The 26,279-nt window shown below is 60.8% G+C and carries 22 protein-coding genes; 15 read left to right on the top strand and 7 right to left on the bottom strand.

The window, feature by feature from the left end; translation table 11 throughout:
* Positions 1-35: 35 nt before the first annotated feature.
* Genes tssC through AC13Q5_RS30035 form a run of 11 tightly spaced genes read left to right on the top strand, consistent with a single transcriptional unit; the run spans position 36 to position 15,423 of the window.
* Entirely contained in the window at positions 36-1,439 is a 1,404-nt protein-coding gene (tssC, locus tag AC13Q5_RS30085) for a type VI secretion system contractile sheath large subunit (protein WP_488504173.1), read from the top strand.
* Positions 1,436-2,260 (top strand): type VI secretion system accessory protein TagJ, encoded by an 825-nt coding sequence (locus tag AC13Q5_RS30080; RefSeq protein ID WP_488504172.1) that lies wholly within the window; start codon positions 1,436-1,438, stop codon positions 2,258-2,260. Before tssC ends, AC13Q5_RS30080 begins: the two co-directional genes overlap by 4 nt.
* Positions 2,253-2,762 carry a type VI secretion system baseplate subunit TssE gene (tssE, locus tag AC13Q5_RS30075; RefSeq protein ID WP_075855884.1) on the top strand — a complete coding sequence of 170 codons (510 nt, stop codon included), beginning with the start codon at positions 2,253-2,255 and terminating at the stop codon, positions 2,760-2,762. The genes AC13Q5_RS30080 and tssE overlap by 8 nt, the downstream gene beginning before the upstream one ends.
* Positions 2,755-4,536 (top strand): type VI secretion system baseplate subunit TssF, encoded by a 1,782-nt coding sequence (tssF, locus tag AC13Q5_RS30070; protein WP_488504171.1) that lies wholly within the window; start codon positions 2,755-2,757, stop codon positions 4,534-4,536. The genes tssE and tssF overlap by 8 nt, the downstream gene beginning before the upstream one ends.
* 20 nt (positions 4,537-4,556) lie before the next feature.
* Positions 4,557-5,582, top strand: coding sequence for a type VI secretion system baseplate subunit TssG (gene tssG / locus AC13Q5_RS30065; RefSeq protein WP_488504170.1), 1,026 nt, complete (start codon positions 4,557-4,559; stop codon positions 5,580-5,582).
* A complete protein-coding gene (locus AC13Q5_RS30060) occupies positions 5,572-6,765 on the top strand; it encodes an FHA domain-containing protein (RefSeq protein WP_488504169.1) in 1,194 nt (397 codons plus the stop codon). The genes tssG and AC13Q5_RS30060 overlap by 11 nt, the downstream gene beginning before the upstream one ends.
* A complete protein-coding gene (gene tssK / locus AC13Q5_RS30055; protein ID WP_488504168.1) occupies positions 6,762-8,102 on the top strand; it encodes a type VI secretion system baseplate subunit TssK in 1,341 nt (446 codons plus the stop codon). Before AC13Q5_RS30060 ends, tssK begins: the two co-directional genes overlap by 4 nt.
* Positions 8,099-9,625 (top strand): type VI secretion system protein TssL, long form, encoded by a 1,527-nt coding sequence (tssL, locus tag AC13Q5_RS30050; protein WP_488504167.1) that lies wholly within the window; start codon positions 8,099-8,101, stop codon positions 9,623-9,625. Before tssK ends, tssL begins: the two co-directional genes overlap by 4 nt.
* Positions 9,622-13,104: a type VI secretion system membrane subunit TssM gene (gene tssM / locus AC13Q5_RS30045; protein WP_488504166.1), complete on the top strand. Its 3,483-nt coding sequence runs from the start codon at positions 9,622-9,624 to the stop codon at positions 13,102-13,104. The genes tssL and tssM overlap by 4 nt, the downstream gene beginning before the upstream one ends.
* 10 nt (positions 13,105-13,114) lie before the next feature.
* Complete coding sequence (gene tagF / locus AC13Q5_RS30040) at positions 13,115-14,500, top strand: type VI secretion system-associated protein TagF (RefSeq protein ID WP_488504165.1); 1,386 nt, start codon at positions 13,115-13,117, stop codon at positions 14,498-14,500.
* A gap of 23 nt (positions 14,501-14,523) precedes the next feature.
* The gene (locus AC13Q5_RS30035) at positions 14,524-15,423 is read left to right on the top strand and encodes a protein kinase domain-containing protein (RefSeq protein ID WP_488504164.1); all 900 of its coding nucleotides are present in this window, start codon (positions 14,524-14,526) and stop codon (positions 15,421-15,423) included.
* Between the two features lie 11 nt (positions 15,424-15,434).
* Here AC13Q5_RS30035 and AC13Q5_RS30030 read toward each other — a convergent pair whose 3' ends face one another.
* Entirely contained in the window at positions 15,435-16,577 is a 1,143-nt protein-coding gene (locus AC13Q5_RS30030; RefSeq protein WP_488504163.1) for a polysaccharide biosynthesis/export family protein, read from the bottom strand.
* A gap of 451 nt (positions 16,578-17,028) precedes the next feature.
* On the opposite strand from AC13Q5_RS30030, the gene AC13Q5_RS30025 reads away from it, so the two are divergent.
* Positions 17,029-17,439 (top strand): hypothetical protein, encoded by a 411-nt coding sequence (locus tag AC13Q5_RS30025; protein WP_075855870.1) that lies wholly within the window; start codon positions 17,029-17,031, stop codon positions 17,437-17,439.
* A gap of 46 nt (positions 17,440-17,485) precedes the next feature.
* Here AC13Q5_RS30025 and AC13Q5_RS30020 read toward each other — a convergent pair whose 3' ends face one another.
* Positions 17,486-18,472 carry an AraC family transcriptional regulator gene (locus AC13Q5_RS30020; protein WP_488504162.1) on the bottom strand — a complete coding sequence of 329 codons (987 nt, stop codon included), beginning with the start codon at positions 18,470-18,472 and terminating at the stop codon, positions 17,486-17,488.
* 386 nt (positions 18,473-18,858) lie between these two features.
* Between AC13Q5_RS30020 and AC13Q5_RS30015 the strand changes: the two genes are divergently transcribed.
* From AC13Q5_RS30015 to AC13Q5_RS30005, 3 genes are read left to right on the top strand one after another with little or no spacing between them, the layout of a single operon-like run.
* Entirely contained in the window at positions 18,859-20,355 is a 1,497-nt protein-coding gene (locus tag AC13Q5_RS30015; RefSeq protein ID WP_075855868.1) for a sugar ABC transporter ATP-binding protein, read from the top strand.
* A 16-nt stretch (positions 20,356-20,371) separates the two neighbouring features.
* Positions 20,372-21,442 (top strand): ABC transporter permease, encoded by a 1,071-nt coding sequence (locus AC13Q5_RS30010; protein ID WP_075855867.1) that lies wholly within the window; start codon positions 20,372-20,374, stop codon positions 21,440-21,442.
* Between the two features lie 40 nt (positions 21,443-21,482).
* The gene (locus tag AC13Q5_RS30005; RefSeq protein ID WP_488504161.1) at positions 21,483-22,577 is read left to right on the top strand and encodes an ABC transporter substrate-binding protein; all 1,095 of its coding nucleotides are present in this window, start codon (positions 21,483-21,485) and stop codon (positions 22,575-22,577) included.
* A 41-nt stretch (positions 22,578-22,618) separates the two neighbouring features.
* Here AC13Q5_RS30005 and AC13Q5_RS30000 read toward each other — a convergent pair whose 3' ends face one another.
* The 5 genes from AC13Q5_RS30000 to AC13Q5_RS29980 all read right to left on the bottom strand — a co-directional run bounded on the left by AC13Q5_RS30000 (position 22,619) and on the right by AC13Q5_RS29980 (position 26,269).
* Positions 22,619-23,653 (bottom strand): LacI family DNA-binding transcriptional regulator, encoded by a 1,035-nt coding sequence (locus AC13Q5_RS30000; protein WP_488504160.1) that lies wholly within the window; start codon positions 23,651-23,653, stop codon positions 22,619-22,621.
* A gap of 133 nt (positions 23,654-23,786) precedes the next feature.
* Positions 23,787-24,119, bottom strand: a complete 333-nt coding sequence (locus AC13Q5_RS29995) for a hypothetical protein (RefSeq protein ID WP_488504159.1) — start codon at positions 24,117-24,119, stop codon at positions 23,787-23,789.
* Entirely contained in the window at positions 24,116-25,003 is an 888-nt protein-coding gene (locus AC13Q5_RS29990; protein WP_488504158.1) for an NAD(P)-dependent oxidoreductase, read from the bottom strand. Before AC13Q5_RS29990 ends, AC13Q5_RS29995 begins: the two co-directional genes overlap by 4 nt.
* Complete coding sequence (locus tag AC13Q5_RS29985) at positions 25,000-25,542, bottom strand: gluconokinase (RefSeq protein WP_488504157.1); 543 nt, start codon at positions 25,540-25,542, stop codon at positions 25,000-25,002. Before AC13Q5_RS29985 ends, AC13Q5_RS29990 begins: the two co-directional genes overlap by 4 nt.
* A complete protein-coding gene (locus AC13Q5_RS29980) occupies positions 25,511-26,269 on the bottom strand; it encodes an SDR family oxidoreductase (RefSeq protein WP_075855861.1) in 759 nt (252 codons plus the stop codon). The genes AC13Q5_RS29985 and AC13Q5_RS29980 overlap by 32 nt, the downstream gene beginning before the upstream one ends.
* Between the last annotated feature and the right edge of the window lie 10 nt (positions 26,270-26,279).

Below are 26,279 nucleotides of genomic sequence, written 5' to 3'. Positions count from 1 at the left end.
GGCGATCTCCTCGCCGCGCGCCTTCAGTCAGCGCCATGACCGCGACAACGATGGAACCGAGAGCAGCCTGGCCGCGTCAGGTGCATCGCGTGATCGCCATGATCGACGATGCACTCAACAGGCAGGTCAATGCCATCCTGCACCACCCCGAGTTCCAGGCCATGGAAGCACGGTGGCGCGGGCTTGCCATGCTCATGCGTCACACCGGCCGATCGGAAGACGTGAAGGTCAAGATCCTCAGTGTCAGCTGGGCACAATTGACACGGCATCTCGAGCGGACGACGGAATTCGATCAGAGCCATCTCTTCGAGCTGATCTACAGCCGCGAGTTCGGCATGCCTGGCGGAGAGCCCTTCGGTCTGCTGGTCGGAGACTACGAGCTTTCCCCGCAGGGTCCGGCCGGCGGCGATACGGTCGGGGCGCTCACTCAGATCGGCATGGCCGCCGCCGCCGCCTTCTGCCCCTTCGTAGCCGCCGCCGCCCCGCAGGCAATCGGCCTGCAGGACTTTGACGAGCTCAACCGCGTCCAGGACTTTTCCTGGCTCTCCTACGATCCCACCCGTATTCGCTGGAATGGGCTTCGAGCCAGAGAGGACTCCCGTTTTTTGGGCCTGGTCGCCCCGCGGATCCTGATGCGCGCGCCCTATGAGGCCTTTTCGCGTGAGCGCGACGATCAGTTCCCGTTCCGCGAAAGCATTGCCGCCGATGGCAGTACCTTGCTTTGGGGCAACGCTGCATTCGCCTTCGCGATGATCGTCATTCGCAATTTCATCGAATCCGGCTGGTTCGCCGATATTCGCGGCGTAACGCAGGACGCAATCGACGGCGGCATGCTGAGCACGGAGGAGCTCGCTCCCTATGATCTCGGCATAGAAAGCAATGGTCTGTCGGAACAGGCTCCCGTCGAAATACGGCTGACCAACGCACAGGAGCAGCAGCTGTGCGAGCTCGGCATCGTGCCCGTGGCGACCACCTACCTCTCCTCGTCAGCGATCTTCAATTCCAATCAGTCGCTGCATGCGCCGCCGCATTATTCGAGCGAGCACGCTCGGCAGAATGCTCGCATCGCGGCGATGCTGCAGTATGTACTCTGCGCCTCGCGCTTCTCGCACTACCTCAAGGTCATCATGCGCGATGACATCGGCAAATTGGCCGACAGAACGTCGATCGAACGCAAATTGAATGATTGGCTGTCGACTTACACGCTTGGCAATGACGACGCCGACCTGTCGCTGCGCACGCGCTTCCCGCTACGCTCGGCCGGCATCAGCGTCGATGAAATTCCCGGCAAACCCGGAATGTTCGCCTGCACGGTGCGGCTGCAGCCGCATTTTCAGCTCGACGACGTCTCGACAAGTTTTCACCTCATCGCGGAGACGGCGAATGCGACCTATGCGTTCTCCAGCTCCGCCAACACGCAGCAAAGGATGTCTGCATGACGCTCTCCGCCAAGATCGCCGAAGCTCTCAGCGAAAACGCGCTCGATGATGCGATCGAGCAGGCGAAGGCACATGTCAAGGCGGCGCCGACGGACAAGGACGGCAGGCATATCCTGATCGATCTCTTGATCCTTGCCGGCGACTATGCCCGAGCCGACGCGCAGTGCAACCTTGCGACGACGTTCGCGCCGGAAGATATGATGGGCTTCGCCATGCTGCGCAATCAGCTTCGCGCGATGGCGGCGCGTTCGGCCTGGTTTGACGAGGCCGCCGCACCGGATTTCCCGAACGGACCGACGGCCCTCGACCAAGCGGCCCTGAAACTGGCAATCGCCCATCGCGACCATTCTTCGGATACGGCCGCGGCATTGCAATCCCTGGAAGAGATCAGGGGCGAACGGTCGATGAATTGGAACGGCCAGCTCGTTTCGGACTTGCGCGATCTCGACGATCGCATTCCGCATGCTCTCGAAGTCATCATGACCGGCGGCTCCTATCTCTGGATTGATTTCTCCAGAATTGCGGCTCTTCGCGTTGAGCCGATCGCCCGTCCCCGTGATCTCGCCTTCCGCAGGGCCGAGCTCGAACTCGTGGACGGCGCAAGCGCACCAGTGCTTCTGCCTGCGATCTATCATGGCACGACAGGCGCCAAGCTGTTGCTTGGCCGCGAGACCGAGTGGGTCGACGAAGCGACAGGCATTACGACGGGCCGCGGCCAGAAGTGTTTCCTTGCGGGCGACGATCTGGTTTCCTTCCATGACCTGAAGTCACTGGAAGTTGCTTCAAACTCTGGTGAGACAAGGCGCGTCGCCCATGGTTGATCCGCTGGAGCGCTATAGGCCGAGGGAAAGGATCGTTGCCAGGTCGATCATCGATCGACTGATCGACGAAGATCCCGATCGCCTGCAGGATCCGCCGTTGACGCAAGCCGAACAGCTGCGCGAACTGCGCGAATGCATTCGCCGCGACCTTGAGGCGTTGCTCAATACGCGCCGGCGTCCGACTGCCCCGCCTTCCATCCATGAAGAACTTGGCGATGCGCTGGTGTCCTTCGGCGTCGACGGCATGGTATCGGCAAATCTCGTCACCGATGAAGCCAAAAGCCGCCTCGCTCGTTTGATCGAGCGGCGCATCGCGCTGTTCGAAACACGGCTTTCCGACGTGCGGGTGAGCATTCTCAAGAGCCGCGGAAACGGCGAACGTGCCTTGCGACTGCGCATCCACGCGACTTTCCGTGTGCACGAGGGCATGCCACCTATCAGCTTTGAATCGACCATAGATCCCTCGACTCAGCGCTTCCTGGTGGAGGCCAACAATGGCTGACGGCTTCCTGCAGCGGTATAATGACGAGCTTTCGGCCATCCGCCGGCGCGCCGCACGTTTCGCAGATGCCTTCCCGAAAATTGCCGGTCGTCTGCGCGTCACCGGCGAGGTTGCCGATGATCCGCATGTCGAGCGTCTGATCCAGAGTTTTGCCTATTCGGCGGCCCGCGTGCGCCAGAAGCTCGATGACGAATTTCCGGAACTGACGGACGGGCTGCTGGAAACGCTCTATCCGCACTATCTGGCACCGCTGCCCTCGATGAGCATCGTGCGCTTTGCGCCGAGCAGCACACTGGCATCCGTCCAGACCGTACCGCGTCACACCGAGATCTTCGCGGAGCCGATCGGCGGCGAGAGCTGCCGTTTCCGCACGACACAGGACACGCAGGTCGCACCGATCGAGATCGTCTCGGCTTCCCTGACCGGTCATCCGATCAGCGCGCCGCCATCTTCTCACGCCGGTGCCGCCGATTGCCTGCGCTTGTCGATCCGGGCACGCGATACGAACAAGCCACTCAGCGAGATCGGCCTGGACAGGTTGCGACTTCACATCGGCTCGTCATGGCAGCAGGCGGTCGCCATTCACGAGCTTCTCGTCAACCACACGCTGGGCATCGCACTTGCCCATCATGCCGACGACCGCGCCCCGGTCATGTTGCCGGCCAAAGCGCTACAGGCTGTCGGCTTCGAGCCGGATGAAGCAATCCTGCCCTACCCCAGCTCAAGCTTTACCGGCTATCGCTTGCTGACGGAATTCTTCGCCCTGCCGCAGAAATTCCTCTTCATCGATATCGTCGGCCTGAAGGCCTGGCGTGGCGAAACGCTCGAAATCTTCATCTATCTCGATGAAACCAGCGCCAAACTGGAGCGCGCCGTTTCCGCTCGCGATTTCGTCTTGAATGCCACCCCGATCGTCAACCTGTTTCGCCAGAACTGCGAACCGATCGCGCTCGACGGTACCCGTACGGAGTATCGCGTGCTGCCGGATGCCAGGCGACAGAAAACGCGCGAGATTTATGCGATCGAGAAGGTGGTCGTATCCGCACGCACCGGAGACGAGGAACAGTGCCAACCCTTTTTCGGCCGCTGCTTGAAGGGCGGAGCCTCGTCGCTCTTCTGGCAGTGCTCGCGCCGGTTCGATGCCGACGACCACACCTCGGATATGGAAATCACTTTCGTCGACCGTGCTCGCCGGGCAAGTGGCCCCTTGGACAAGATCGCCAGTATCGACGCGTTGTGCCTTAACCGCGAGCTGCCGGAGCAACTGCCGTTTGGCGGCGGTCACCCCTATCTGCAGCTGGCCTCCGGCAGCGAGGCGGTGGGCGCCGTCGAAGCCTTGATGGCGCCTACGCCCTCGGTGCGGATGAACGAGCAGCAAGGACGCAACTGGCGGCTCATGTCGCACCTTCAGCTCAATCATCTTTCCATTTTCGACAATGACGGTGCCGCGCTGAAGGATATTCTGGCGCTCTATGCCTTCCGGGATAGCCGCGAAACCAGGCTGCTTGCCGACGCTCTTGTCCGGGTCGAGACTAAGAGCTCGATGACCCGGCTTGGCAGCGGCGGGATGGTGACGGGCACGGATGTCCGGCTGGAGTTCGATCCGGCCGCCATCGACAGGCCCTCGGCCTATCTTTTCGGCAGCATTCTCGACCGGTTCTTCGGGCTTTACACCTCGATCAACAGCTTCACCCGCCTCTCGATCTCGATGAAGGGACAATCGAAACCAATCGCCGTCTGGCCGGCCCGTGCCGCCGAGCGGCCCTTGTTGTGACGAAGAGGTGATCGGAAGCAATGGACCAGGTCCGGCCAAGTGATAGCGAAATGCTTGCTGCGCTGCTCGAACGCGACCCCGGTCGTTTCGAACCGTCGACGGCATTTCGCGTTGCTCAGCACGCAGCCGACGATCATTTGACGGTGTCCTCACCCATCGGCGTTTCGCCGGCTCCGCTCGCCGTCAGCGACTTCAAGAAGAAGGGCGCAACGGGATCGGTCAAGGCCAGCATGGCCGGTCTGCTCGGCCCGCTCGGCGCAATGCCCCCGAGCTACAACGAGCTGGTCATCCGCGAACAGCGTAATCGGGCTCATGGCCTCTCCAGCTTCTTCGATCTCTTTACAAGCCGCCTCGCCGAGCTCTTCGTCGATGCGAGCGAGAAGTATCGACTTGCCCGGCGGCTGCGATGGAGCCCGGACAGGAACGGCAATACCTTCATCAAGACGCTGTTCTCGCTGGCGGGCTTCGGTACGGCGCGGCTGAAGGAACAGGTTCGCCCCGACGACGAGCTGATCCTCAGATTTTCCGGTTTCTTCGCGGCGCGGACCCGCAATGCGGTCAACCTGCAGGCCATGCTGCAGGAGTTCAGCGGCCTGCCGGTCGCGATCGAACTGTTCAAGGGCAAATGGCTTACCATTCCCGAGAGCGAGCGCAGCCGCATGGGGCAGCCGCAGGGCGTGCAGCTCGGCATCAATTCGACGGCGGGCGCCGCAATCCATGATTTCGGTGGCAGCTTTCGCGTCGTGATCGGACCTGTCGATTATGAGGACTACCGGTCTCTTTCTCCGGGCAGCGCCAATATCGATGCGCTGTTTGCCCTGACGCGGCTTTATGTCGACCCGTCGCTCGATTTCGACATCCAAGTGGTCCTGAAGAAAGAGCATATTCCTTTCTGCCAGCTCGGCGAAAACGGTGATCCGCCAAGGCTTGGATGGAACAGCTGGGCACGCGTTGCCGCGGCGGACCGCGACAGCGGTGATGCCATCATCGCGGAGCCACCTAAGGCGCAGGGGCAATCCGACCGGGGAGGCCTGCATGCGACTTGAACTGCGGCAAACATCTGAGGAAGGTTCCAGCAAAGGATGGTTCTTTGAGCGTGGCAAGCGCACGCTTGGGCGGTCGCCGGATTGCGACTGGCAGGTTACAGATCAACAGCGGTCGATCTCAAAGGTTCATTGCGTGATCGAGCGTGATCGTGCCGGCTTCCTCCTGCGCGACCAGAGCGCCAATGGGACTCGTGTGGACGGTGTAACCATTCTGGAAGGCGAGACGGCAAGGCTTGCGGATAAATCGAAGGTCGCATTCGGCAATATCGTCTTCAACGTCGTCATCACCGGGGAAGCCGACCCTGATATCGATGATCCGGCGGACGACCTGCGCCTCAGCGATGAAACCATGACGATCTCTTCGATCCTGGCCGACATCGCGCCCGGCGGTAGCACAGCAACTGGCGTGCTCGGCCAGCGCAACGGCGATGAGTGGACCGGAGCGCTGCCGCAGTCGTCAAAAAAGCGCAAGTCGCCAAGCAGAAACGTCGATATCGGCTGGAATGGTCCGCCCGATGTCAACGGCATCAAGCCGGTACTTCCGGACGATTGGAATTCGGAATTCGAGCTGGGCAGCCAGCTGGAACATGGCGCGGCAACACATGTTTCCGTGGCCGTTGCCCGCAGTTCCGGATCAGAGGCCGCTGAGACTGCCAAAGCGATCATCCCGGCCAATGATATGCGTGCTGCCGATGATGCGGATCAAGGCGCGGACGATACGAGTTTTGCGCTGCAATTCGATCCTCTGCGGCAGCTTGAAGCGCTCGTCTCGACGTTGGAGCAGACACTCGACGACGAGGCGTCCATTTTCGGAATTGAAGACAACAGGCCCCATTCGTCCGCGTCACTGTTCAGTCGCGAGCGGACGGAGCAGCTTGCCGACCGTCTTCGATTGCTCATTTCGAGGCAATCCGCGCTTAACGCCGGCCTCGAAAATCTTGTTCGCGAAGCCAACCGGATGTTCGAGCCCCGCATGGTCGAAGCGCATGTCGATGCCTCCCAACGCAAGGCGCTTTGGCGTGGCAACGGCGACTACTGGAAGGCCTACCGCGCGCAGTTCGAAAAGGGCGGCAATAGCATTTCAGTCCGCGATCTGCTGGCCGAGGCGTTCAGCGCCTCCGCCGACGGCCGCGACGACGACGATACCACCAGTTTGGCAGAGAGGACGGGCAACACCCGATGAAGAACGAAAATCGCGTGGCTTGGAGCGAGGGCATGTTCCTTCGCGTGCAGCATTTTCAGCAGGCCGATCGCTGGACAGAGCGGCTGGTCCGCACGACTGCGCGGGGGCTTGCTCCTTACCCCTGGGGTATTGCTGACATCGGCATCGATCGCAGTGCGCTCGCGATCGGCCAGTTTGCGCTGTCGAATCTTCGCGGTATCCTACCCGACGGCACACCCTTCGAAGCGCCTGTCGATGCGGATCTGCCTCCGCCGCTCGAACTCGACGACACCACCAAGAATGCCATCGTCTATCTGGCACTGCCGACGCGTCAGCCCGGCAGGGCCGACGTCGCCATGAACGGCAGCGCCATGCGCAACAGCGTTCGTATCACCGCGTCGCAATATGAGGCGCCAGATGCAAACCTGGAGACCGACTTCATGGCGCCGATCGATGTCGGCCGCCTGAGCCTGCGTTACCTGAAGACCGGCGACGAACTCGCCGGCTACGATCTGATCGGCCTTGCCCGTATCATCGAGGTTCGCTCCGACCGGTCGGTCATTCTCGATCCGGACTATATCGCCCCCTCGCTGAATTGTGCGGCCGAGGCACGACTGAACGAACTCATCACCGAATTGCTCGGCATCGTGCGTCACCGGGCCGAGGCAATCGCCGAACGTATCGGCGATCCGACGGTGCGCGGCACCGCCGAAGTGGGCGATTATTTTCTGCTGCATATCCTCAATCGCGCCGATCCCATGCTGCGCCATATCGCGGCAAATGCGTCGCGCATGCATCCGATGACCTTCTATGAGGAATGCATCCAGCTTGCCGGCGAGCTTGCCACCTTCACGACCGACCGCAAGCGGGCCAGCGACTTCCCGCCCTATCGCCATGACGATCTGAAAGCAACATTTGCAGCTGTTTTCAACGATCTGCGGGCATCTCTTTCCGCAGTTCTGGAACAGGCAGCCGTCGCAATCGAACTCATCGAGCGTCGTCACGACGTGCGTGTTGGGACCATCAACGACCGCTCTTTGCTCAAGGATGCCGGCTTCGTGCTTGCGGTCCGCGCCGAGATGTCGGCCGAGGATGTCAGGCGCAAGCTGCCCGCGCAGATCAAGATCGGGCCTGTGGAGCGGATTGCCGAGCTCGTCAATGTCGCGCTGCCCGGCATTCCCGTCAGGCCGCTCCCCGTACTGCCGCGCCAGCTGCCCTACCGCTCGGGCACGATCTACTTCGAACTCGATACGAAGAATCCTCTTTGGAAACAGCTTGATACCTCCGGTGCGATCGCCCTGCATCTTGCGGGCGACTTCCCTGGCCTGGAGATGGAACTGTGGGCTCTTAGAGAATGAACACAACGCGCTCAACACCCTGGCACGAGCTGCCGACGATCATCGAGCTGACCGAGGACGGCGCGCGCAAAAACGAAGCCGCCCGCAAGATGGCCGATATTCTGGATGAGGAACTGGAGAAGCAGCCGAACGGCAAATCGGGCAATGCAGCCGGCGGCTGGTCCGTCGATGCGTTGATCCGCGGCTTTCGCTTCGGCGGCGATGACGTTCCCACAATCGTGCGCTCGGCAGCGCCATTGCTCAATCTCGCCCATAGCCTGCGCAACACCGAAGAGCAGCCCGACATTGCCGAGCTGCGGCGTGTGACGGTCGACGCGGTCGGACGCTACGAGCGCGATCTTGCCAGCGCGCGCATCAGCCCGGAACGGGCACGCGCTGCGCACTATGTCATCTGTGCGACCATCGACGATGTGGTTTTGAGCAAGCCTTGGGGCGTGCGCGCCGGCTGGGCGCGATCCGGCCTGGTCTCGACCTTTCATATGGACGTGACCGGCGGCGATCGCGTCTTCGATCTTCTCGACCATTTCCAGCAGAGCCCGGGCACCAACAAGGACCTGCTGCTCCTCATCTATCTCTGCCTGTCCCTCGCCTTCGAGGGCCGCACGCGCGTTTCGCCGCGCGGATCGCTGGAACTGGGGCGCATCCGCGACAGCCTCTACAAGACGCTGTTGGGTCAGTACGGTGTTTTCGAGCGCGAGCTGTCGCCACATTGGCGCGGTGCTTCGGCGCGTCACAAGCCGCTGCGCACGGCCGTCGCGCTTTGGACGATCCTTTCCGTGCTCGCGCTGCTGTTTGCGCTCGGCTATATGTTCTTCACGCTGTCGCTCAACAACGCCTCCGATACAACCTTCGAACACTTGGCCAACCTGCCGCCGCGCGAAACGCCGAGTGTCCTGATCGACACACCCAAGCCGAAGGAAATCGCCGTACAGACGCCTCCTCCCGTGAAGAGGCAGCCGGAGACGCCGCCGGTCAAACCGCAGCCGACGCCGCTCGACAATCTGCTCGCCTTCCTGCAGCCGGAAGTCGACCGCAAGCTGGTCACTCTTTCGAATTCCAACGGAAGGCTGCTGGTGCGCATCAACAATTCCGGCCTGTTCGACACCGGCAGCGCCGAAGTCAGCACTAAATTCCGCGATCTCCTGCAGCGCATCGGCGGGGCGTTGGCCTCAGAAAAGTTCCGCGCCGTCGTCGTCGGTTACACCGACAATGTGCCGATCCGGACCGCTCAATTCCCGTCGAACTGGCATCTCTCCGAGGCTCGGGCCAAGTCCGTCGGCGATATCCTTGCCGCTTATGCCGGCAAGGATGCAATCCTGACGGAAGGACGCGCCGACAGCGATCCGCTCGCAAGCAACGACACGGCGGAGGGGCGCGAGGCTAACCGCCGGACGGAGATCCTGGTGCTGACAGATCCGACGCAGCGCCTCGGCGATGCGGCCCTCAATCCGCAGGCAACGCCGCAAACGCAGACCGGCAATTCGCCGCCGTCATCCGCTGCGACGACGGGAGGAGCCCGATGAATCCGCTTGGCGCGTTTTATACGCTTCGCTCCTACGTTTCGGCCTATGCCGGCCTCCTTGGCCAGCGCTTCATATCGCTGATCTGGGTTGCGGCAATCTGCGTCGTCATCTGGTTCTATGGCTATATGGCCGGCTATGGCAGCTTCAAGCCGCTGGCAGGCGCCACGGCCCGAATGATCGCGATCGGCGTTATCATCGCCGGCTGGCTGATCTACCTGCTGATCACGACGCTGCGCGCCCGCAGGCGTGACAAGGCGCTCGTCGACGGCATTGCCGACGATGCCGCCAGCCAGCAGGCGGAAGTGGGCGAAATTCACAGCCGCCTGAAGGAAGCCCTGCTGCTGCTGCGCCGTATCAGCAAGAAGCGTTTCGGCTATATCTACGAGCTGCCCTGGTACGTGATCTTCGGCGCGCCGGGGTCTGGAAAGACGACGGCACTGACCAATTCGGGCCTGAAGTTCCCGCTTGGCGACGCCATGGGCAGCAGCTCCGTGCAGGGTGCCGGCGGCACCCGCAACTGCAATTGGTGGTTCGCCGACGAGGCGATCCTGATCGATACCGCCGGCCGCTATACCACGCAGGACGATCTGAACGGCGCGTCGAAGGCCGGCTGGGAAGGCTTTCTCGGGCTCTTGCGCAAATACCGCCGCTCGCAACCGATCAACGGCGCTCTCGTCACGCTCTCGATCGGCGACCTTCTCAGCCGCGATCACGAAATACAGCTCGAAGAGGTGCGGTCCATTCGCAAGCGCCTGTCGGAACTCGACGAGTTCCTGCATGCGCGCGTGCCCGTCTATGTCGTCCTCACAAAGGCCGACCTTTTGACCGGCTTCGTCGAATTCTTCGATGGTCTTGCCAAAACCGACCGCGAGCAGGTCTGGGGCACCACCTTCAATCTCGACGAGAGCTATAAGGGCGAGAACCTGCCTGAGCGTTTCATGGAAGAGTTCGCGCTGCTGCAGCAGCGGGTCGATGCCATGCTGATCGAACGCCTGCAGCAGGAGCCGAATGTCGAGGTTCGCGGCCGCATTTTCCGTTTCCCGGCGGAGCTCGCCTCCCTGGGCGAGCGCCTGCACGAGCTGCTGACCGAGCTCTGTGCGTCTTCCAGCCTCATCGAATCCCCCCTCGTTCGCGGCGTCTACTTCGCGTCCGGCACACAGAGCCGGGAAACGGATACGCCGCGCACGCGCCGCAGCTATTTCCTGTCGCGCCTGTTCAAGGAGGTGATCTTCGGCGAAGCATCGCTGGTTGCCCGTGACAGGCGTTTGTCCGGCAGGCAAGCCATGATCAGGCGGATTGCTTATGGCGCAGCCGCTATCGCGCTGGCAATCGTCTTTACCGGCTGGACGGCAACCTATTTTCAGAACTCGCGCGCGATCGCTGCCGCCGAACGTCGCATCGACAACTACGAGAAGCTGGCGAGCGGCATTCAGGTTCGCGACGTGACCGATGCGGATTTTCTGCGGATCCTGCCGGCGCTTGACAATCTGCGCGCAGTCACCAGCGGTTTCGACGAGGCGCGTGTCTGGCCGACGAGTTTCGGCCTCGACCAGGGGGACAAGATCGCCAGCCGCCAGCGCAGCGCCTATCAGCGAGCCTTGAACGCGCTTCTTCTGCCTCGCATGCTCGTGGCACTTCAAAATGAGCTCAAGCAGACATCGGATGTCCAGAAGACTTTCGATGCCTTGAAACTGTACGGCATGCTCGGTGGCATGGGACCGATCGACCGGGATTTCGTCTCTCAGCAATCGGAAGGCATGTTTGCAACGCTTTATCGTGAGGAAGGACGATCCGCTGCACGTAAGGCACTTCTCGGACATGTCGAGGCGATGGCTGCGGGCGGTCTGCCGCAGGTCGAGCTGGACAATGCCTTGATCGCCAAGGCGCGGGAAACAATCCACGCGCAAAGTCTTGCAGCCCGAGCCTATGATATCCTCATCCATTCCCGGCAGGCCCGCCAGCTTGATGCCTGGCTTCCCATGGACGCGTTGGGGCCGCTCGGAGCCCAGATTTTCCAGCGCAAATCCAAGGCAACGCTGCGCGAGGGCATTCCAGGAATTTTCACCGGCAAGGGCTATCGTGATGTGGTGTTGCCGATGGTCGCGAGTGCAGCCTCGGAAGCGCTCAACGAGCAATGGGTTCGCGGCGACGGCGCTGTGGCTCCTTCGGGAATGACCACGGATGCGATTTCCCAGGCGACGCTGCAGCTTTATTTCGACGCATTCCAGCGGCAATGGTCTTCGCTGCTGGCTGACCTTCAGGTGCGCCCCTCGAGCAATCTTGCCGATGCGACCGAGACGGCCCGCATCCTGGCGGCCAATCCAAGCCCTCTGGAGATGGCGCTTAAATCCATAGCAGCCGCCACCGACCTGCGCCCTGCTGCAGGTGCCGAAGTTGCCTCGCTTGACGATGTTCCGGACGCAGCTCTGACAGCCGCCGCCACTGGCGCGGTCAGCGCGCCCGATCCTTATGGTCCGCTGCGAGCCGCGCTTGAGGCGAACGCCGCCAATGCGCAACCGGCATCACCGGACGGCAAGGCCAACGGCAGCGATAAGCCGCGTTCCCAGATCCAGAGTCTCCAGCCGATCCTGCAGAACATCTACGGCCAATTGTCGCGTGCTGCCAACTCGACGGCAGAAGTGGCACGCGTCTTCGACGCTGGCGGGCAACTTGCCAATGCCAATCAGGACCTGCTGCAGCAGGCCCGTGGGCTGCCGGCGCCCGCCGATGCGTGGATGGTGGCCGTTGCCGCCGATATCGGCTCGCTGGCAGTCAAGACGGCCCGCGCCCGCATCAACGATCTCTGGGCTGCGGAAGGCGCCGATCTCTGCGCCCGCATCGTCACCGGTCGCTACCCCTTCGACCGGAAATCCAGCCAGGATATCGCCATGGCGGACTTCATTCGATTGTTCGGACCGCAAGGCCTGTTCCAGTCTTTCTTCAAGAACCGGCTGGATGCATTTGTCGACACGAGCGCTCAGCCTTGGGGTTGGCGCGGTACCTTCGGTGGCGACAGCATTCCGAGCCAGGCAATCGCGCAGTTCGAAAATGCCAGCAAGATCGAACATGCCTTCTTCCCAGCCGGAAGCGAAAAGCCGGCTATATCGATCAATATCAAGCCCGTTTCGCTGTCGGACAATGCCAATTCGGTGATGGTTGATATCGTCGGCGAGCACGTCGTTTATTATCATGGACAGGTTGTGCCGAAATCCATCGCCTGGCCGCCGGCTGGCGCCGTTAACCAGTCCAATGTCAGATTTTTCCCCGGAGATCTGCAACCGGCCATCACCCAGACCGGCGACTGGTCGCCCTTCCGGCTGTTCGATGCCGCCAAAGTGACCGTTCAGGCTCCCGATCTCTTCCGGGCTCGATTTGAAGACAAGGGCCAGACGGCGGAATTCGACGTGCAGTTCGGTTCGGTGCTCAATCCCTTCCGGCTGCAGGCATTGTCTGATTTCAGCTGCCCGGCGCAATTCTGACGGTCCGCCAATGAACGAACCGCTCGCCCGCACTCAATCGCCGATGCAAGCCGATGCGATCGGCTTTTTTGGAAAGTTGCCGACGCACGGAGATTTCGTTTCCTCAGCGCTCGGCTCACGGCTGCAGAGTGAACTCGATCAATGGGTTCACAATGGTCTGATCGCACTCGAAGCAGCATTGGGATCGGATTGGCGCCGACTGTTTCACGCGACGACTGCCTGGCGCTTCGTCGTCGGCAAAGGTGTCTGGGCGCCATCCGCTGTTGCGGGCGTCCTTCTGCCGAGCCGTGACCGTGTCGGCCGAAGTTTCCCTCTGATCATCGCCGCTCAATTGCAGCGCTTTTCCGGACAACTGCGCGATCTGTGCGAGGACGATAGCTGGTTTACCGCTGCCGAAGCCTTGGCGGAGACCTCCGACAAGGCCGATTTCGAGATGCAACGTTTCGTCGAGGGCATCAAGCGGCTCCGCCCGCCATTCATCGACAAGCAATCGACGCCGCCGCAGCTCGCGACCATAGGCAATGCCCCGGCGCCCGCGTCCTTATGGTGGCGCATCAATCCCGGTACCCGCCACGGCAAGGGGTTTCGTACCGTGACCGCTCCCACGGCGCAGGATTTCGTCAAGCTCGTCACGGCAGACGTTCACAAGGTAGCTGAGACTACCGAACCGGCCGTGCACCCGGATGCCCCTACTCCGGTCGAACCGTCACAAACGACGAAGGCAGCACGACCAGAATTTGCGATAGCGCATAGTCATGCCAGCCACGCAGGAACACGTCTCTCGCTAAATGCCGATGCACTCCTTATAAGTGCAGCACCGCATATCTACGCCATTGCGGACGGCGTCGGCGACGGCATTGGCGCCATCGAAGCGGCGCGGATCACGACGGGAATCCTCGCCGGCATTCCGCGGCGTGACGCGCTGCAGCTCCTGGTCCAGGACATCAAGGGCAAGCTCAGCCATGCCCATGCGATCCTGCGGGCCAAGGGCGCCACCGCCGAACGTGAGCCTCCCATCGCCAGCGTCGTAACCGCAACGCTGCTCGATGGCGAGTTTGCCGCGATATGGGCGGGGGATGCGCGCTGCTATCTGTTGCGTGATGGGATGATGCGGCTATTGACTCACGACCATATCGATATCGGGCTGCGGCGAACACTTGGCCGAGCCCTGGGACTGAAGGATCAATTCGTCTCTGAAGTCGTTGGCGACCGACTTCAATCGGGCGACCGGCTGCTGCTTGCCAGTGGTCCGCTCTCACGCACGCTTACCGATCGCGTCATCGCCGAGATCCTGATCGAGACACCGCTGGAACAAGCGGCCCAAGCGCTGATCCAGGAAGCGCTGATCGCCAATTGCCGCGAGAATGTCAGCGCGATCGTCATCGGCGCGACATGAGTCGAGATACGAGCGATGAGGGTATGAAAAGGATTGCGGCCAGCTTTGCTGAGCTGCAGCGTCTTCTAACGCATGATGGAGAAGCCGAACGGCCGAAGGGGATGCGCGATCTACTGATCGATCGATTGCGCGACGCTTTGGATCGACGCCTGCCCTCCCTGCCCGATGGTGAGCCGGCTTTCATCGGCAATACCTTTCTCGTCGAGCAGGTTATATATCGCAACGAACGGACGGAGATCAGCCGATTGCGCCATCGCGATCTCGGCACGCTCCATGCCATGAAAACCATCCGGGCGGATCGCTCGAGCGAGGCGACCGCCAAAGCCCTGCTGCTGCATGAGGCAAGGATTGGCATGATGCTTCGCGGCAGTGACCTTGCCTCTGCCCAATGCGCGATCCGCCTGCCCGATGGGCGTCCGGCGCTCATCATGGAATGGATCGGGCCGTCCTTGTGGCAACGATTGGCGGAAGGCTCTCTTTCAGCCGCGGATGTCAGCGCGGCGGCGAAATCTATGCTCGTCGGACTGAGCGTGATCCACCACGCCGGTTATGTCCACGGAGATATTTCTCCGGCTAATCTTCTGCTTGCGGATGGTGACTTCAACAAGCTCAAAATCGCTGATTTCGGCACGGCTGTACAATGTGGAGCCCGATACAGCGATCTCGATATAGCCAGGGCGATGACACCGGGCTTCTCCGCGCCAGAGATTGCAGGGCCAGAGGCTTCAGGCGACGTCGCCATGCAGTTCAGCGCCGACCTCTTTTCGGCCGGGCGCGTCATGAATCTGCTTCTGGAACATTGCAACGAGACCGAGCAATCGATCGCCGCGATAAAGGCAGCCGCGCGGCATCTCGCGGACCCCGCTCCTTCCCGGAGGCCGCCAAACGCAATGGCGGCCCTTGCCTTGATAGAGGCAGTTTAGTTCGAACCTTGTCAGTTCGACGATGAACTGCCCGGCAGCGGGCCAGCAGCCGTCGCCACGCTCTTCTGATAGACGGTCAACAGCTTGGCAAAATCGACCGTGTCTGCATTGCTGGCGTAAATCGTGTCGCCATCCTGCATCTTGAATTGCTGCATCAGCACGAAATTCGAGACTTGCTTGAGATTGACGCTGTAGATGACCGGCTTGACCGAAACAACGGTCGGCGCGCTGGCGCTCTTGGCCAGGCTCGACGCAACCTGCGAATAGGTCTTCTGGTTCCGGAAAAGGTAGAAGTTGCGGGAGTCCGCACGATCATCGAGCATCCCGCCGGCGCGGGCAAGCGCCTGCGCCAACGTGGTCTGGCCGGGTTCCAGCGGAAATTCGCCGACGCTCTTGAAGGCGCCAAGTGCCGTGAAGGTCTGCGACGTGCCATTGACGAACAGCTGATCGCCGGGCTGGAGGCGCACGTTCTGCTTGCTATCCTGAAGGATGCGATCCAGCGGTGCGCTCGCCCGTTGCGAACCGCGTGTTAGCGTCACGGTCGTGTTGGCCGGTGCGGACGATGCTCCGCCGGCAAGAGCGAGGACGTCAAGCACGCGCTCCCCGCGCGCTGTCAGAGGGAAGCGGCCAGCCGAGCGGACCTTGCCGTCGACCGTTACTGCGCTGGAGGGCTTGTCGACGACCGTCACGACGGCCTGGGGGTTGACCGAAGAACCTTTGAGGGCAGTGACGATCTTCGACTGCAGACCTTCCGGGGTCGAATCGATGACGCGCTGTTTGCCGACATAGGGCATGGTAACGAAACCGCGGGAATCGACGGTGAAGCGGCCGAGATTAAGCGATTTGCTCTGCGTGGCGGACAACAATCCGTCCTCGCCGGTGTCCAGCACGGTTACGTCGAATACGTCGCCCGGACGCAAGCGGGCATCCGAAAAGCCGCCCGAACGCAGGCTTGTAAGCCCCTGATCGGTGGGCAAATAGGACGGCGCAACGACCTGCGCACCCATCGGAGCCTCTGAGAGCGGCACAACCGGAATCTTTCGCTGCGTATCGGGCATTCTTGCATTGCGAATGTTGAGGGCGCTTGGCCCATCAGACGGCCCTGCACAGGCGCTGAAGACAACCAAGGGTAAAATCGCCGCCCATTTCCGCATTCCGGAATCTCCTTCGGATGTTAGAAGCTAGGCAGAAATAACAACCACAAGGCGGGAGGCAATATGCGGGCCTAATAAATAATGAATTGTGACAGTTCGGTTGTTTACCATTGTGTCCAAATGGCAACCGACTGCAGTCCCGAGGACCAAAACGCGCCTCCCCCAACAATGGTTGAGAAGCGGTTTTGCGCCGAATTATCCGCGGCAATGCGAATCGCGAGCAACCGCAGCGATAGAGAATGCAGAAAGAAAACACGCAAGCTCCATTGCAATTCGAGCGTGTCGACCTAATTCCACCGATGCCACTTCTACAAGGCACGAATGATGATTTTTCCGTCGAGATCTTCCACTTATGCGGGTTCTTAATAGTGGATGGCTTCTCCCCCAAATAGTAGGATTATCGCCGGAAAGATCCTGTGGTCTTTCGCGGCAGCAAGAAGGCAATATAATCATGCTCACAAGAATAGCTTGCGTGTTGGCGCTTGGGGTTCTTTCGGCCACTCCGGCGTTTGCCGATGCCTGCTCGGATCATTATGAGAGCAGCGGCGTGCCGCTCGTCACCGGCATCACTTACAAGACCTGGATGGTCTTCCCCTCCATCAACCCCAACGCCGCCTTTGACAAGGTATCCCGTGCCGTTCTGGCGGAAGGCTTCGTCGACGTGAACGTCGAAAAGAAGCTCGGCACACTGACCGCGCAGCAGGAAACGAGCGGCTCCGGCAGACCGCAAACGCTCCGGGTCGTCGTGCGCAAGAACGGCAAGGGCAGCCGTGTCGATGCGCTGTTCATCGTGCAAGCTGGACAAGTGGCGCCGGGCGTCAGCAAGAACCTCTGCCGTATCGTAAACGCGGTCGGCGAATAGGCTTGGCTGCGGCGAAGCAATCTCCTCGCGCAAACAGATCGCAGCGCTATCTATTCTCTCGCCGAGGCTGCCTGACGGTCTCGGACGGCATTTCGCCGAAGGATTGATAGTAAAGCGCTGCGAAGCGACCCATGTGAGAAAATCCCCAATCGCGCGCGATGTCGGCAACTAGCCGGGAATGCCCCGAATCCATCAGGGTTCTGCGTGCGCCCTGCAGTCGTATATTCCGCAGGTAGCCAAGAGGCGTTGTGTTCTTGAACTGCTGGAACGCGGCCTGCAAGGACCTCACGCTCGTCCCAGTTTCCCTGGCAATATCGGCCATCCTGATGTCTGCGCCGGCATTGGCGTGCATATATTCCATCGCTCGTTTCAACTGCCTTGGGATGGCCGGCGATGCCGGCCGTTGCAATTGCGCTGAATAGTTGTGCGGTACGGTTTCAAGCAGAGCGATCATCACCGCCTGTAAAAGGCATTGGCTGAATGCTGCGGAGGATCGTTCTGCGCCGCCTGCCGTGAGATCCTGCCAGATCAGATTTCCAAGTGCTGCAATCTGCATCCCTCGCCCCGACATCAGATCGACCGGGCCGGTAAATTTCAGATCATCCGGAACCGGTGCATCCAGCAATTCGCTAAGCTGTCGGACCATGGCCGACTTTTCGAATGCGATACCCATGTGGCCGCGCTGTTCGAACAATGTCAGATGTTCAAAAGATGACATATCGGCCAGCAGCCCCCTGCCTGGCAGCGACTCCAGTTGCCGCCCTTCAGCGTCGATCAACATCTTGCCAGCGGTCGGCAGATAGAGGCCGTAAGCATCGGGACCGCCGGACAGCTTGACGCTCATGCCGGAATGGCATTTGCCGCGCCAGACGCTGCAGGAACCGATCGTGTAGTGGCGATCCGCTACCGAAATCGTGCCGCGTGGATGGAGAGGCTCGACAATGGCGGGAAACAATGTTCTCGCATAATGCGCCGTCATCTCCTCCGCATCTGCCTTCTCGACCTTGAACACCGAGTGCGTCGCGTAGGTCAAATGATCCCCTTTTGTGCTGCATCAGCGGACCATCTTTCAGACTTCAATTATTTCCCTGAAAGCAAATCCTCGCCCGCATCCCGGCGTGAAATAATTCTGAATGATAAGCAAATTCAATGCGCATCGCAATAAATATTACAATTGCAACCGCACGGATATATCAGCATATCGTAGTCGTATATATTTTGATTATACTTATATTATTTCATAATATGATCGGATCTCTCGAAATATATTTTATACCTAAACCACCTTCCCGGTTAATACGCAAATTTCCACATGCGTCTGAACCAAGTGGTCGCATATTCCTCGGCAACCTTTGAGCCTCTTGACGGAATGTTATCGATAACATAGCCTCTCCCCATCGAAGCTTTGGGAGGAGCAGGATGGACGACGAAAAGCTGCTCGAATTTTCCGATATCACCAAGGAATTTGGCGGAACGCGCGCGCTGTCGAACGTATCTCTTGACCTGCAGCGGGGCGAAATTCTCGCGCTTCTCGGAGAGAATGGCGCGGGCAAATCGACGCTCATCAAGACATTGGCTGGCATCTACAAGCCGGACGGCGGGCAGATCCTGTTTCGCGGCAAGCCCTATCATCATCGCCCGCCCCAACCCAACCAGCGCCAGCCGGTCGCCTTTATCCATCAGGACCTCGGACTGATCGAATGGATGACGGTGGGTGAGAATGTCGGGCTTGCACAGGGTTACTCTCTGCGCGGCAAACTGATCGATTGGCGGGCGACGGAACGGCGTACCGCCGAGGCGCTGAAGCTCGTCGGCTGCGATTTCGATCCATCGACCCGCGTCCAGGAGCTGACCCGCACCGAAAAGTCGCTCGTCGCAATCGCCCGCGCGCTCGCTGTCGAAGCCGATGTGCTGGTGCTTGATGAACCCACAGCCAGCCTGCCCGCCGATGAAGTCGAAAAGCTCTTTGCCGCCATCCGCCCACTTAAGGAGCGCGGCGTGGCCATGATCTATGTTTCGCATCGTCTCGACGAGATTTTCCGCATTGCCGATCGCGTTGCCGTGTTGCGTGACGGTCACCTGGTAGGCCAGAAGCCTGTTTCCGAGACGACGCCGGACGAGCTTATCCGCATGATCGTCGGGCGTAAGGCGGACCAGCTGTTCGTCAAGGCGGAGAGAAGCGCCGGGCCGGCGATCGTTTCGGTGAAAGAGCTCTCCTGCCGCGGCGCCGGACCGGTATCCTTCGATATCCGACAGGGCGAATTGCTCGGTCTTGTCGGTTTGCGCGGCGCCGGACAGGAGCTGATTGGACGCGCCCTGTTTGGCTGCGAGCCGTCGCAAGGCAGCGTGCGCCTGAATGGGTCGGAGCCGGATCTCTCCAGCACGGTCGCCGCGATGGCTTCGGGTATCGGGCTGATCGCCCGCGACCGCACCGAAGAGTCCGTCGCCATGTCGCTCAGCCTGCGCGAAAATACCTTTCTCAATCCCGGTGCTTCCGGCAGAAGCCTGTTTTCGTTCCTGTCCCCGCGCCGCGAAGCGGAGGCCGCCTATTCGCTCGGCAGCCGTGTCGGCCTCAGGCCCAACGATCAAAGCCTTGCCATCGAGGCGCTGTCTGGCGGGAATCAGCAGAAGGTCGTCGTGGGACGATGGTTGGCGACAGGCCGCAAATTGCTGATCGCCGAGGACCCCACAGCCGGCGTCGATGTTGGCGCCAAGGCCGACATCTATCGGCTGATCGCCGAGGCAGTCGAGGCGGGCCTCGCCGTTCTCGTCGTCTCCACCGATTTCGAGGAAATCGCTCATATCTGCCATCGTGCCCTGGTGTTTTCGCGCGGGAGGATCGTGCGCGAACTCAGCGGTGCTGACCTAACAACGCCGGCGGTCATCGCCGCCGCATCTGCATCAGAAGCGGCCTGAACCGGAGGAAACACCCATGCAATCGATCGAATCCAACGCGCTCGAGCCGACCCGCGCCGAGCTTTCGGCCATGAGCTTCGGCCAGAAGATCCAGCGTCTGCTGCCAGTCTACGGTCTCGTGATCCTGACCGTCTTCCTGATCCTGCTTTTCTCCATTCTGCTGCCGCAGACGTTCCCGACGATGCTTAATCTGCGTTCGATCATTTCGGACAAGACGATCATCGCCATCCTGTCGCTGGCCGCAATGATCCCGATGGCGGCGGGACGCATTGACCTGACGATCGGCTATGGCATCGTGCTGTGGCACGTGCTCGCAATCAGCCTGCAGACGATGTTCGGCCTGCCCTGGCCGGTCGCCGTCTTGATCGTCATCGCGCTTGGCGCATTGACGGGCTTCCTGAATGGTCTTCTCGTGGAGATCGCCAAGATCGACAGCTTCATCGCCACGCTTGGCACGGGCACGGTCCTTTACGCGATCGCGCTCTGGCATACGGGCGGACGGCAGGTGGTCGGCATGCTGCCGCAAGGATTTTATGCGCTGAACGGCACCATGGTCTTCGGCCTGCCGATCACCGGCATCTATGTCCTTGCCCTTGCCTTCGTCATGTGGATCGTGCTGGAATACCTGCCGATCGGCCGCTACATCTACGCGATCGGCGCCAATCCGAAGGCTGCTGCGCTCAACGGTATCCCCGTCCGCCGCTTCGTCATCGGCGCCTTCGTCACCTCGGGCACCCTTGCCGCCATTGCGGGCGTGCTGCTTGCCTCCAAGCTGCGCATCGGTCAGGCAAGCGTCGGGCTTGAATATCTTCTGCCAGCACTCGTTGGCGCATTCCTTGGATCGACTACCATCAAGCCGGGCCGTGTCAATGTTTGGGGCACGATGATCGGTGTCATCATCCTGGCGGTTGGTATTGCCGGCATCCAGCAGTTCGGCGGCTCCTTCTATGTCGAGCCTCTGTTCAACGGCGTCACCTTGCTCGTCGCCATCGGCATCGCCGGCTACGCCCAGCGCCGTCGCAGCCATGCAGGACGCATGGCCCCTGCCCAAGCACCACAACTTTCCGCCAAGCCGGCGGAGAAATGAAGATCATCTGAAGTTCGAATGTCCAAAGGGAGGAGAAGACATGAACCGTAGACAATTCCTGCAGGTAACAACCGCTGCCCTGGTGCTGTACGCCGGCCAGGCCTATGCAGATCCGATGGCGGATGCGAAGGCCGTCGTCGACAAATATGCAACCCCGGTCACCAAATGGGACGGCCCGACCACCGGTCCGAAGGCACAGGCAGGCAAGACCATCGTCGTGCTCGCCGGCGATCTCAAGAACGGCGGCATTCTCGGCGTCAGCAACGGCGTCGAGGAAGCGGCAAAGGCGATTGGTTGGGAGGTAAAAGTTCTCGATGGCGCGGGCTCCATCGGCGGACGCACTGCCGCCTTCGGCCAGGCGATAGCGCTGCAGCCTGCCGGCATCATCATCGATGGCTTCGATGCCGTCGAGCAGGCTCCGGCACTGGAACAGGCAAAGGCCGCTAAAATTCCGTTGGTCGCCTGGCATGCCGGTCCAACTATCGGCCCCGACGATAAGAACGGTCTCTTCGCCAATGTCAGCACCGATGCAATGGAAGTCTCGAAGGCGGCCGCCGACTGGGCATTCGTCGATGCCAAGGGCAAGCCGGGCGTCATCATCTTCACCGACTCCACCTATGCGATCGCCATCGCCAAGGCGGACAGGATGAAGCAGGAGATCGAAAGGCTCGGCGGCAAGGTGCTCGAATATGTCGATACGCCGATCGCCGAGACATCGCAGCGCATGCCGCAGCTCACCACGTCTCTCCTGCAGAAATACGGAGACAGCTGGACCCATTCGCTTGCCATCAACGACCTCTATTTCGACTTCATGGGCCCTTCGCTTGCCTCGGCCGGCAAGGGTGGCACCGATGCGCCGATCAACGTCGCAGCCGGCGACGGCTCGCAATCGGCCTATGAGCGCATCCGTGCCGGCCAATACCAGAAGGTCACTGTGGCGGAGCCGCTCAATCTCCAGGGCTGGCAATTGGTCGACGAACTCAATCGCGCCTTCGCCGGCGAAAAGTGGTCCGGCTATCTCTCGCCGCTGCATGTGGTGACGGCAGACAATATCCAGTCCGATGGCGGCCCGAAGAACACCTTCGATCCGGATAACGGTTACAAGGACGAATATAAGAAAATCTGGGGCAAGTGATCCCTGCAACGGGAATGGCACGGCCAGCGGGCCGTGCCATTTCATTTGGCAGAAGACTGCGTTCGGCGGCTGCTATCGCGCGCAATCAGTTGCGGCAAGATCCTGACATCGGGGACCGGCTGCGTGCCATCGAGAATATCCAGGATCAACTGCGCAGTCCGCTCGCCTATTTCACGCGCGAACGCGTTGATCGTCGTCAGTGTCGGCACACAGACCTCACCAATCTCATAATTGCCGAAACCGCCGATGGAAAAGCGCTCAGGCACGGGAATTGCGAGCCGACGACATTCGGTGAGCGCGCCGTAGGCGGCAAGATCCGAGACGCAGACGACCGCTTCCGTATCGGGATAGAGTTCGATCAGCTTCGCCATGGCATTGGCGCCTTCGCGCATCGAGATCGGCGGCGATCCAGCTGCAATTAATCTCGATGCATCAAGACCATGCGCCTGCATCGCCGCGATGAAGCCGAGTCTGCGTTCGCTGCCGCGTGAATCCCGCTGAACATCGCCGCCGATGAAGGCGATGCGACGACAGCCGAGTGCGACGAAATGATCGACCATATCGCGCATCACGGCCCTGTTGGAGAAGCCGACATAGTGGCCGATCGGATCGGTGGGGATATCCCAGGTCTCGATCACGGGGATCGCTACAGTCTGCAGAAGTTTACGGGCGCGTTCCGTATGCGTGCCACCGGTCACCACGATCGCCTGCGGCTTGCGGCGGAGCAATTGTTCGATCAGCCGCTCCTCTTCCTCCACATTGTAGTTCGTGTAGCCAAGCAGGATCTGCATATCCCGCTTGGACAAGGTGTCTGAGAGGCCGCCGACCGTATCTGCGAAGTTGGCATTGTTGATGGAGGGAATGGTAACGGCGACAAAGCCGGACTTTTGCGAACGCAGGTTGGAAGCCGTGCTGTCGAAGACATAGCCCAGTTCCTCCGCTGTCCGCAGGATCGCCTCGCGGGTCTCCGGGCTGACTAGGCTGTCAGCCTTGAAAGCGCGTGACACCGTCATGGGAGAAACTCCCATGACGCGGGCGATATCTGCCATGGTGGGCGTTTTGCGATCTTTACTCATCAACGGCCTATGTTATCGTTACCATCAGAGTAATATGTCTCTTCCCTGAATGGCAAGAGGCCCTCCAAGATGTCCCGCCAAACGAGCACGGAGCCTTGTTGCCCTGCGCCGGAAAACGCCGTGCCGAAGCGGCCTATAGCTGGAACTCATGTGCCAACGTCACATGATGATGGATGCGTCCTTCGAAAAAGCGCGAGAGAACCTCCGCCGTCGCCGCGCGTGCCTCGGTGCGGACCGGGCTTGCAAGAGCCTTCTCCACGGCGGCCATGTCCGGATAGTTCACGGCCAAAATCATCGGGAATTCCGGGGCGCCTTCATCGCGCGCCTCGGCAAAGGTCACCCGCACGTCGAGGGCACCCGGAAACTGCTTCCACTTCGGCAGGATGGTTTCCATGACGGCCGTTCGAAACGCCTCTGCCTCTCCTTCCCTGACCTTGCCTTCGAATAATGCGTATCGGGTAATCATCCGGCGATCTCCTTGTTCGGCCCTTTGAAGAATTCCATCAGTGCTGCCTGGTCTTCACCACCGAGCCCCGATGCCGTCAGCATGCGGTGTATCTCCGCACAGACAGCCGTCAGCGGCATGGCGGTATTGGTCCTGCGGGCCAGATCCTGGGCGCCGTTCAGATCCTTGACCATATTGTCAATCCGGCCGGTACGGCGATAATCCTTGGCGACATAGCGCGGCATATATTCCTGCAGAATGGCGCTGTCGGCCCGCCCACCCTTCAGCGCCTGCGGGATTTTCGCGGCATCAACGCCCGCGTCGAGCGCCAGTTGCGTGGCTTCCGCGACGGCAAGAAAATTCAACGCGCAAAGAACCTGATTGATGAGCTTCGTGGTCTGACCTGTACCGACGGGACCCATATGGGTGTAGTTCGATGCCACATGGCGCAGAACCTGATGCGCGTCCGCGACATCCTGCTCGCTGCCGCCGGCCATTAGGGTCAACTGTCCGATCAGGGCCTTCGGCGCCCCACCGGAAAGTGGGCTGTCCACCCAGCGCAATCCCCTTTCCGCCGCTTCGATCGATAGCGCCTTCGTCGCATCGGGATCGATCGACGACATATCGATGATCAGCGTGCCTGCTCTTGCGCCCGCAGCAACACCTTCAGGCCCGAATACCGCGGCATGGACGATTTTCGGGGAATTGAGGCTGAGGACGACGAAATCGGAAACGGCTGCTGCCGCGGCCGCACTAGCGGCAGCCGTGGCGCCTTTCGCGGTCAAAACCGCAACCTTATCCTTGTCGAGATCGAAAACCGTCAACTGATTGCCGGTCTCCGCCAGGCGGGCGCCGATCGCGCCGCCCATTGCGCCTGCGCCGATCAGCGCCACCTTGTTGCTCATGATTGCGTTTCCTCCAAGCTTGCAATAATGGCCGCAATGACGACATCCAGCGGCCGATCGATATCGACGGTGATCGCGAGTTCGTCGGCTCCGGGCGGCTCGAGTGCGGCAAATTGACTGTCGAGCAATGCCGGTGGCATGAAGTGATCGCGCCTTGCCTGCATACGCCTCAGGATCGTTTCTCTTGAGCCAGCGAGATGGATGAACGAAACCGGCGCAGCGACAACCTCGCGAATCCGGTTACGATAGATGCGCTTCAGCGCCGAACATCCGATCAATGCCGTGTCGTCCGCCAAAGCCAGGCATTGACCGATCTTGTCGAGCCAGGGCCATCGATCGGCATCGGTCAAGGGAGTGCCGGCACTCATCTTGGCGACGTTGGCCGCTGGATGAAGATCATCGCCATCGACATAGATGCCGCCAAGGCGCGCCGCGAGCGCGGAACCAACTGAGGACTTGCCGCAGCCGCTGACGCCCATGACGACGAAGCGGCGTGGTGCGGCGCCATCAGAGCGAAGCTGTGATGCCGCCGTCGACATAGAGCACATGACCGTTGACGAAGGAGGAGGCATCGGAGGCGAGGAAAATGCAGGCGCCGACCAATTCGTCGACGCGGCCCCAGCGGCCGGCCGGCGTACGCTTTTCGAGCCATGCCGAAAAATCGGCATCGGCAACCAGCGCAGCATTCAGTGGCGTATCGAAATAGCCGGGCGCGATGGCGTTGCATTGCAGCCCATGCCTGGCCCAATCCGTCGCCATGCCCTTGGTCAGATTGCCAACGGCACCCTTGGTTGCCGTGTACGGAGCAATCGAGGGACGCGCCAACGCCGTCTGCACGCTTGCGATGTTGATGATTTTTCCGGCGCCGCGCTTGATCATGTGCCGGGCGACCGCCTGGCCGACATTGAAGACGCTTGAGATGTTCGTCCGAAGAAGCCGCTCGAAAGCATCGGCGGGAAAGTCCTCCAGCGGCGTGCGAAACTGCATGCCGGCATTGTTGACGAGAATGTCGATTGCACCGGTCTCAGCCTCGAAAGCATCGACCGCCTGACGTGCGGCCTCGTGATCGGTGGCGTCGAATGGAAGCACATGCACCTTGCCGGCGAAGCCTTCAGCCGCCTTGGCGAGCTTTTCCCTGTCGCGGCCATTGAGCACCAGCTCAGCACCAGCGGCGGCTAGGCCCTTGGCGAGCGCGAGCCCGATACCTTGGGAAGAACCCGTCACCAGAGCACGCCGCCCTTTCAGATCGAAAAGACCAAGAGACATCGTTTCCTCC

The organism is Martinezella sp. CNPSo 3964, from assembly GCF_057784375.1.
This window is presented reverse-complemented; position numbering and strand designations above follow the sequence as displayed.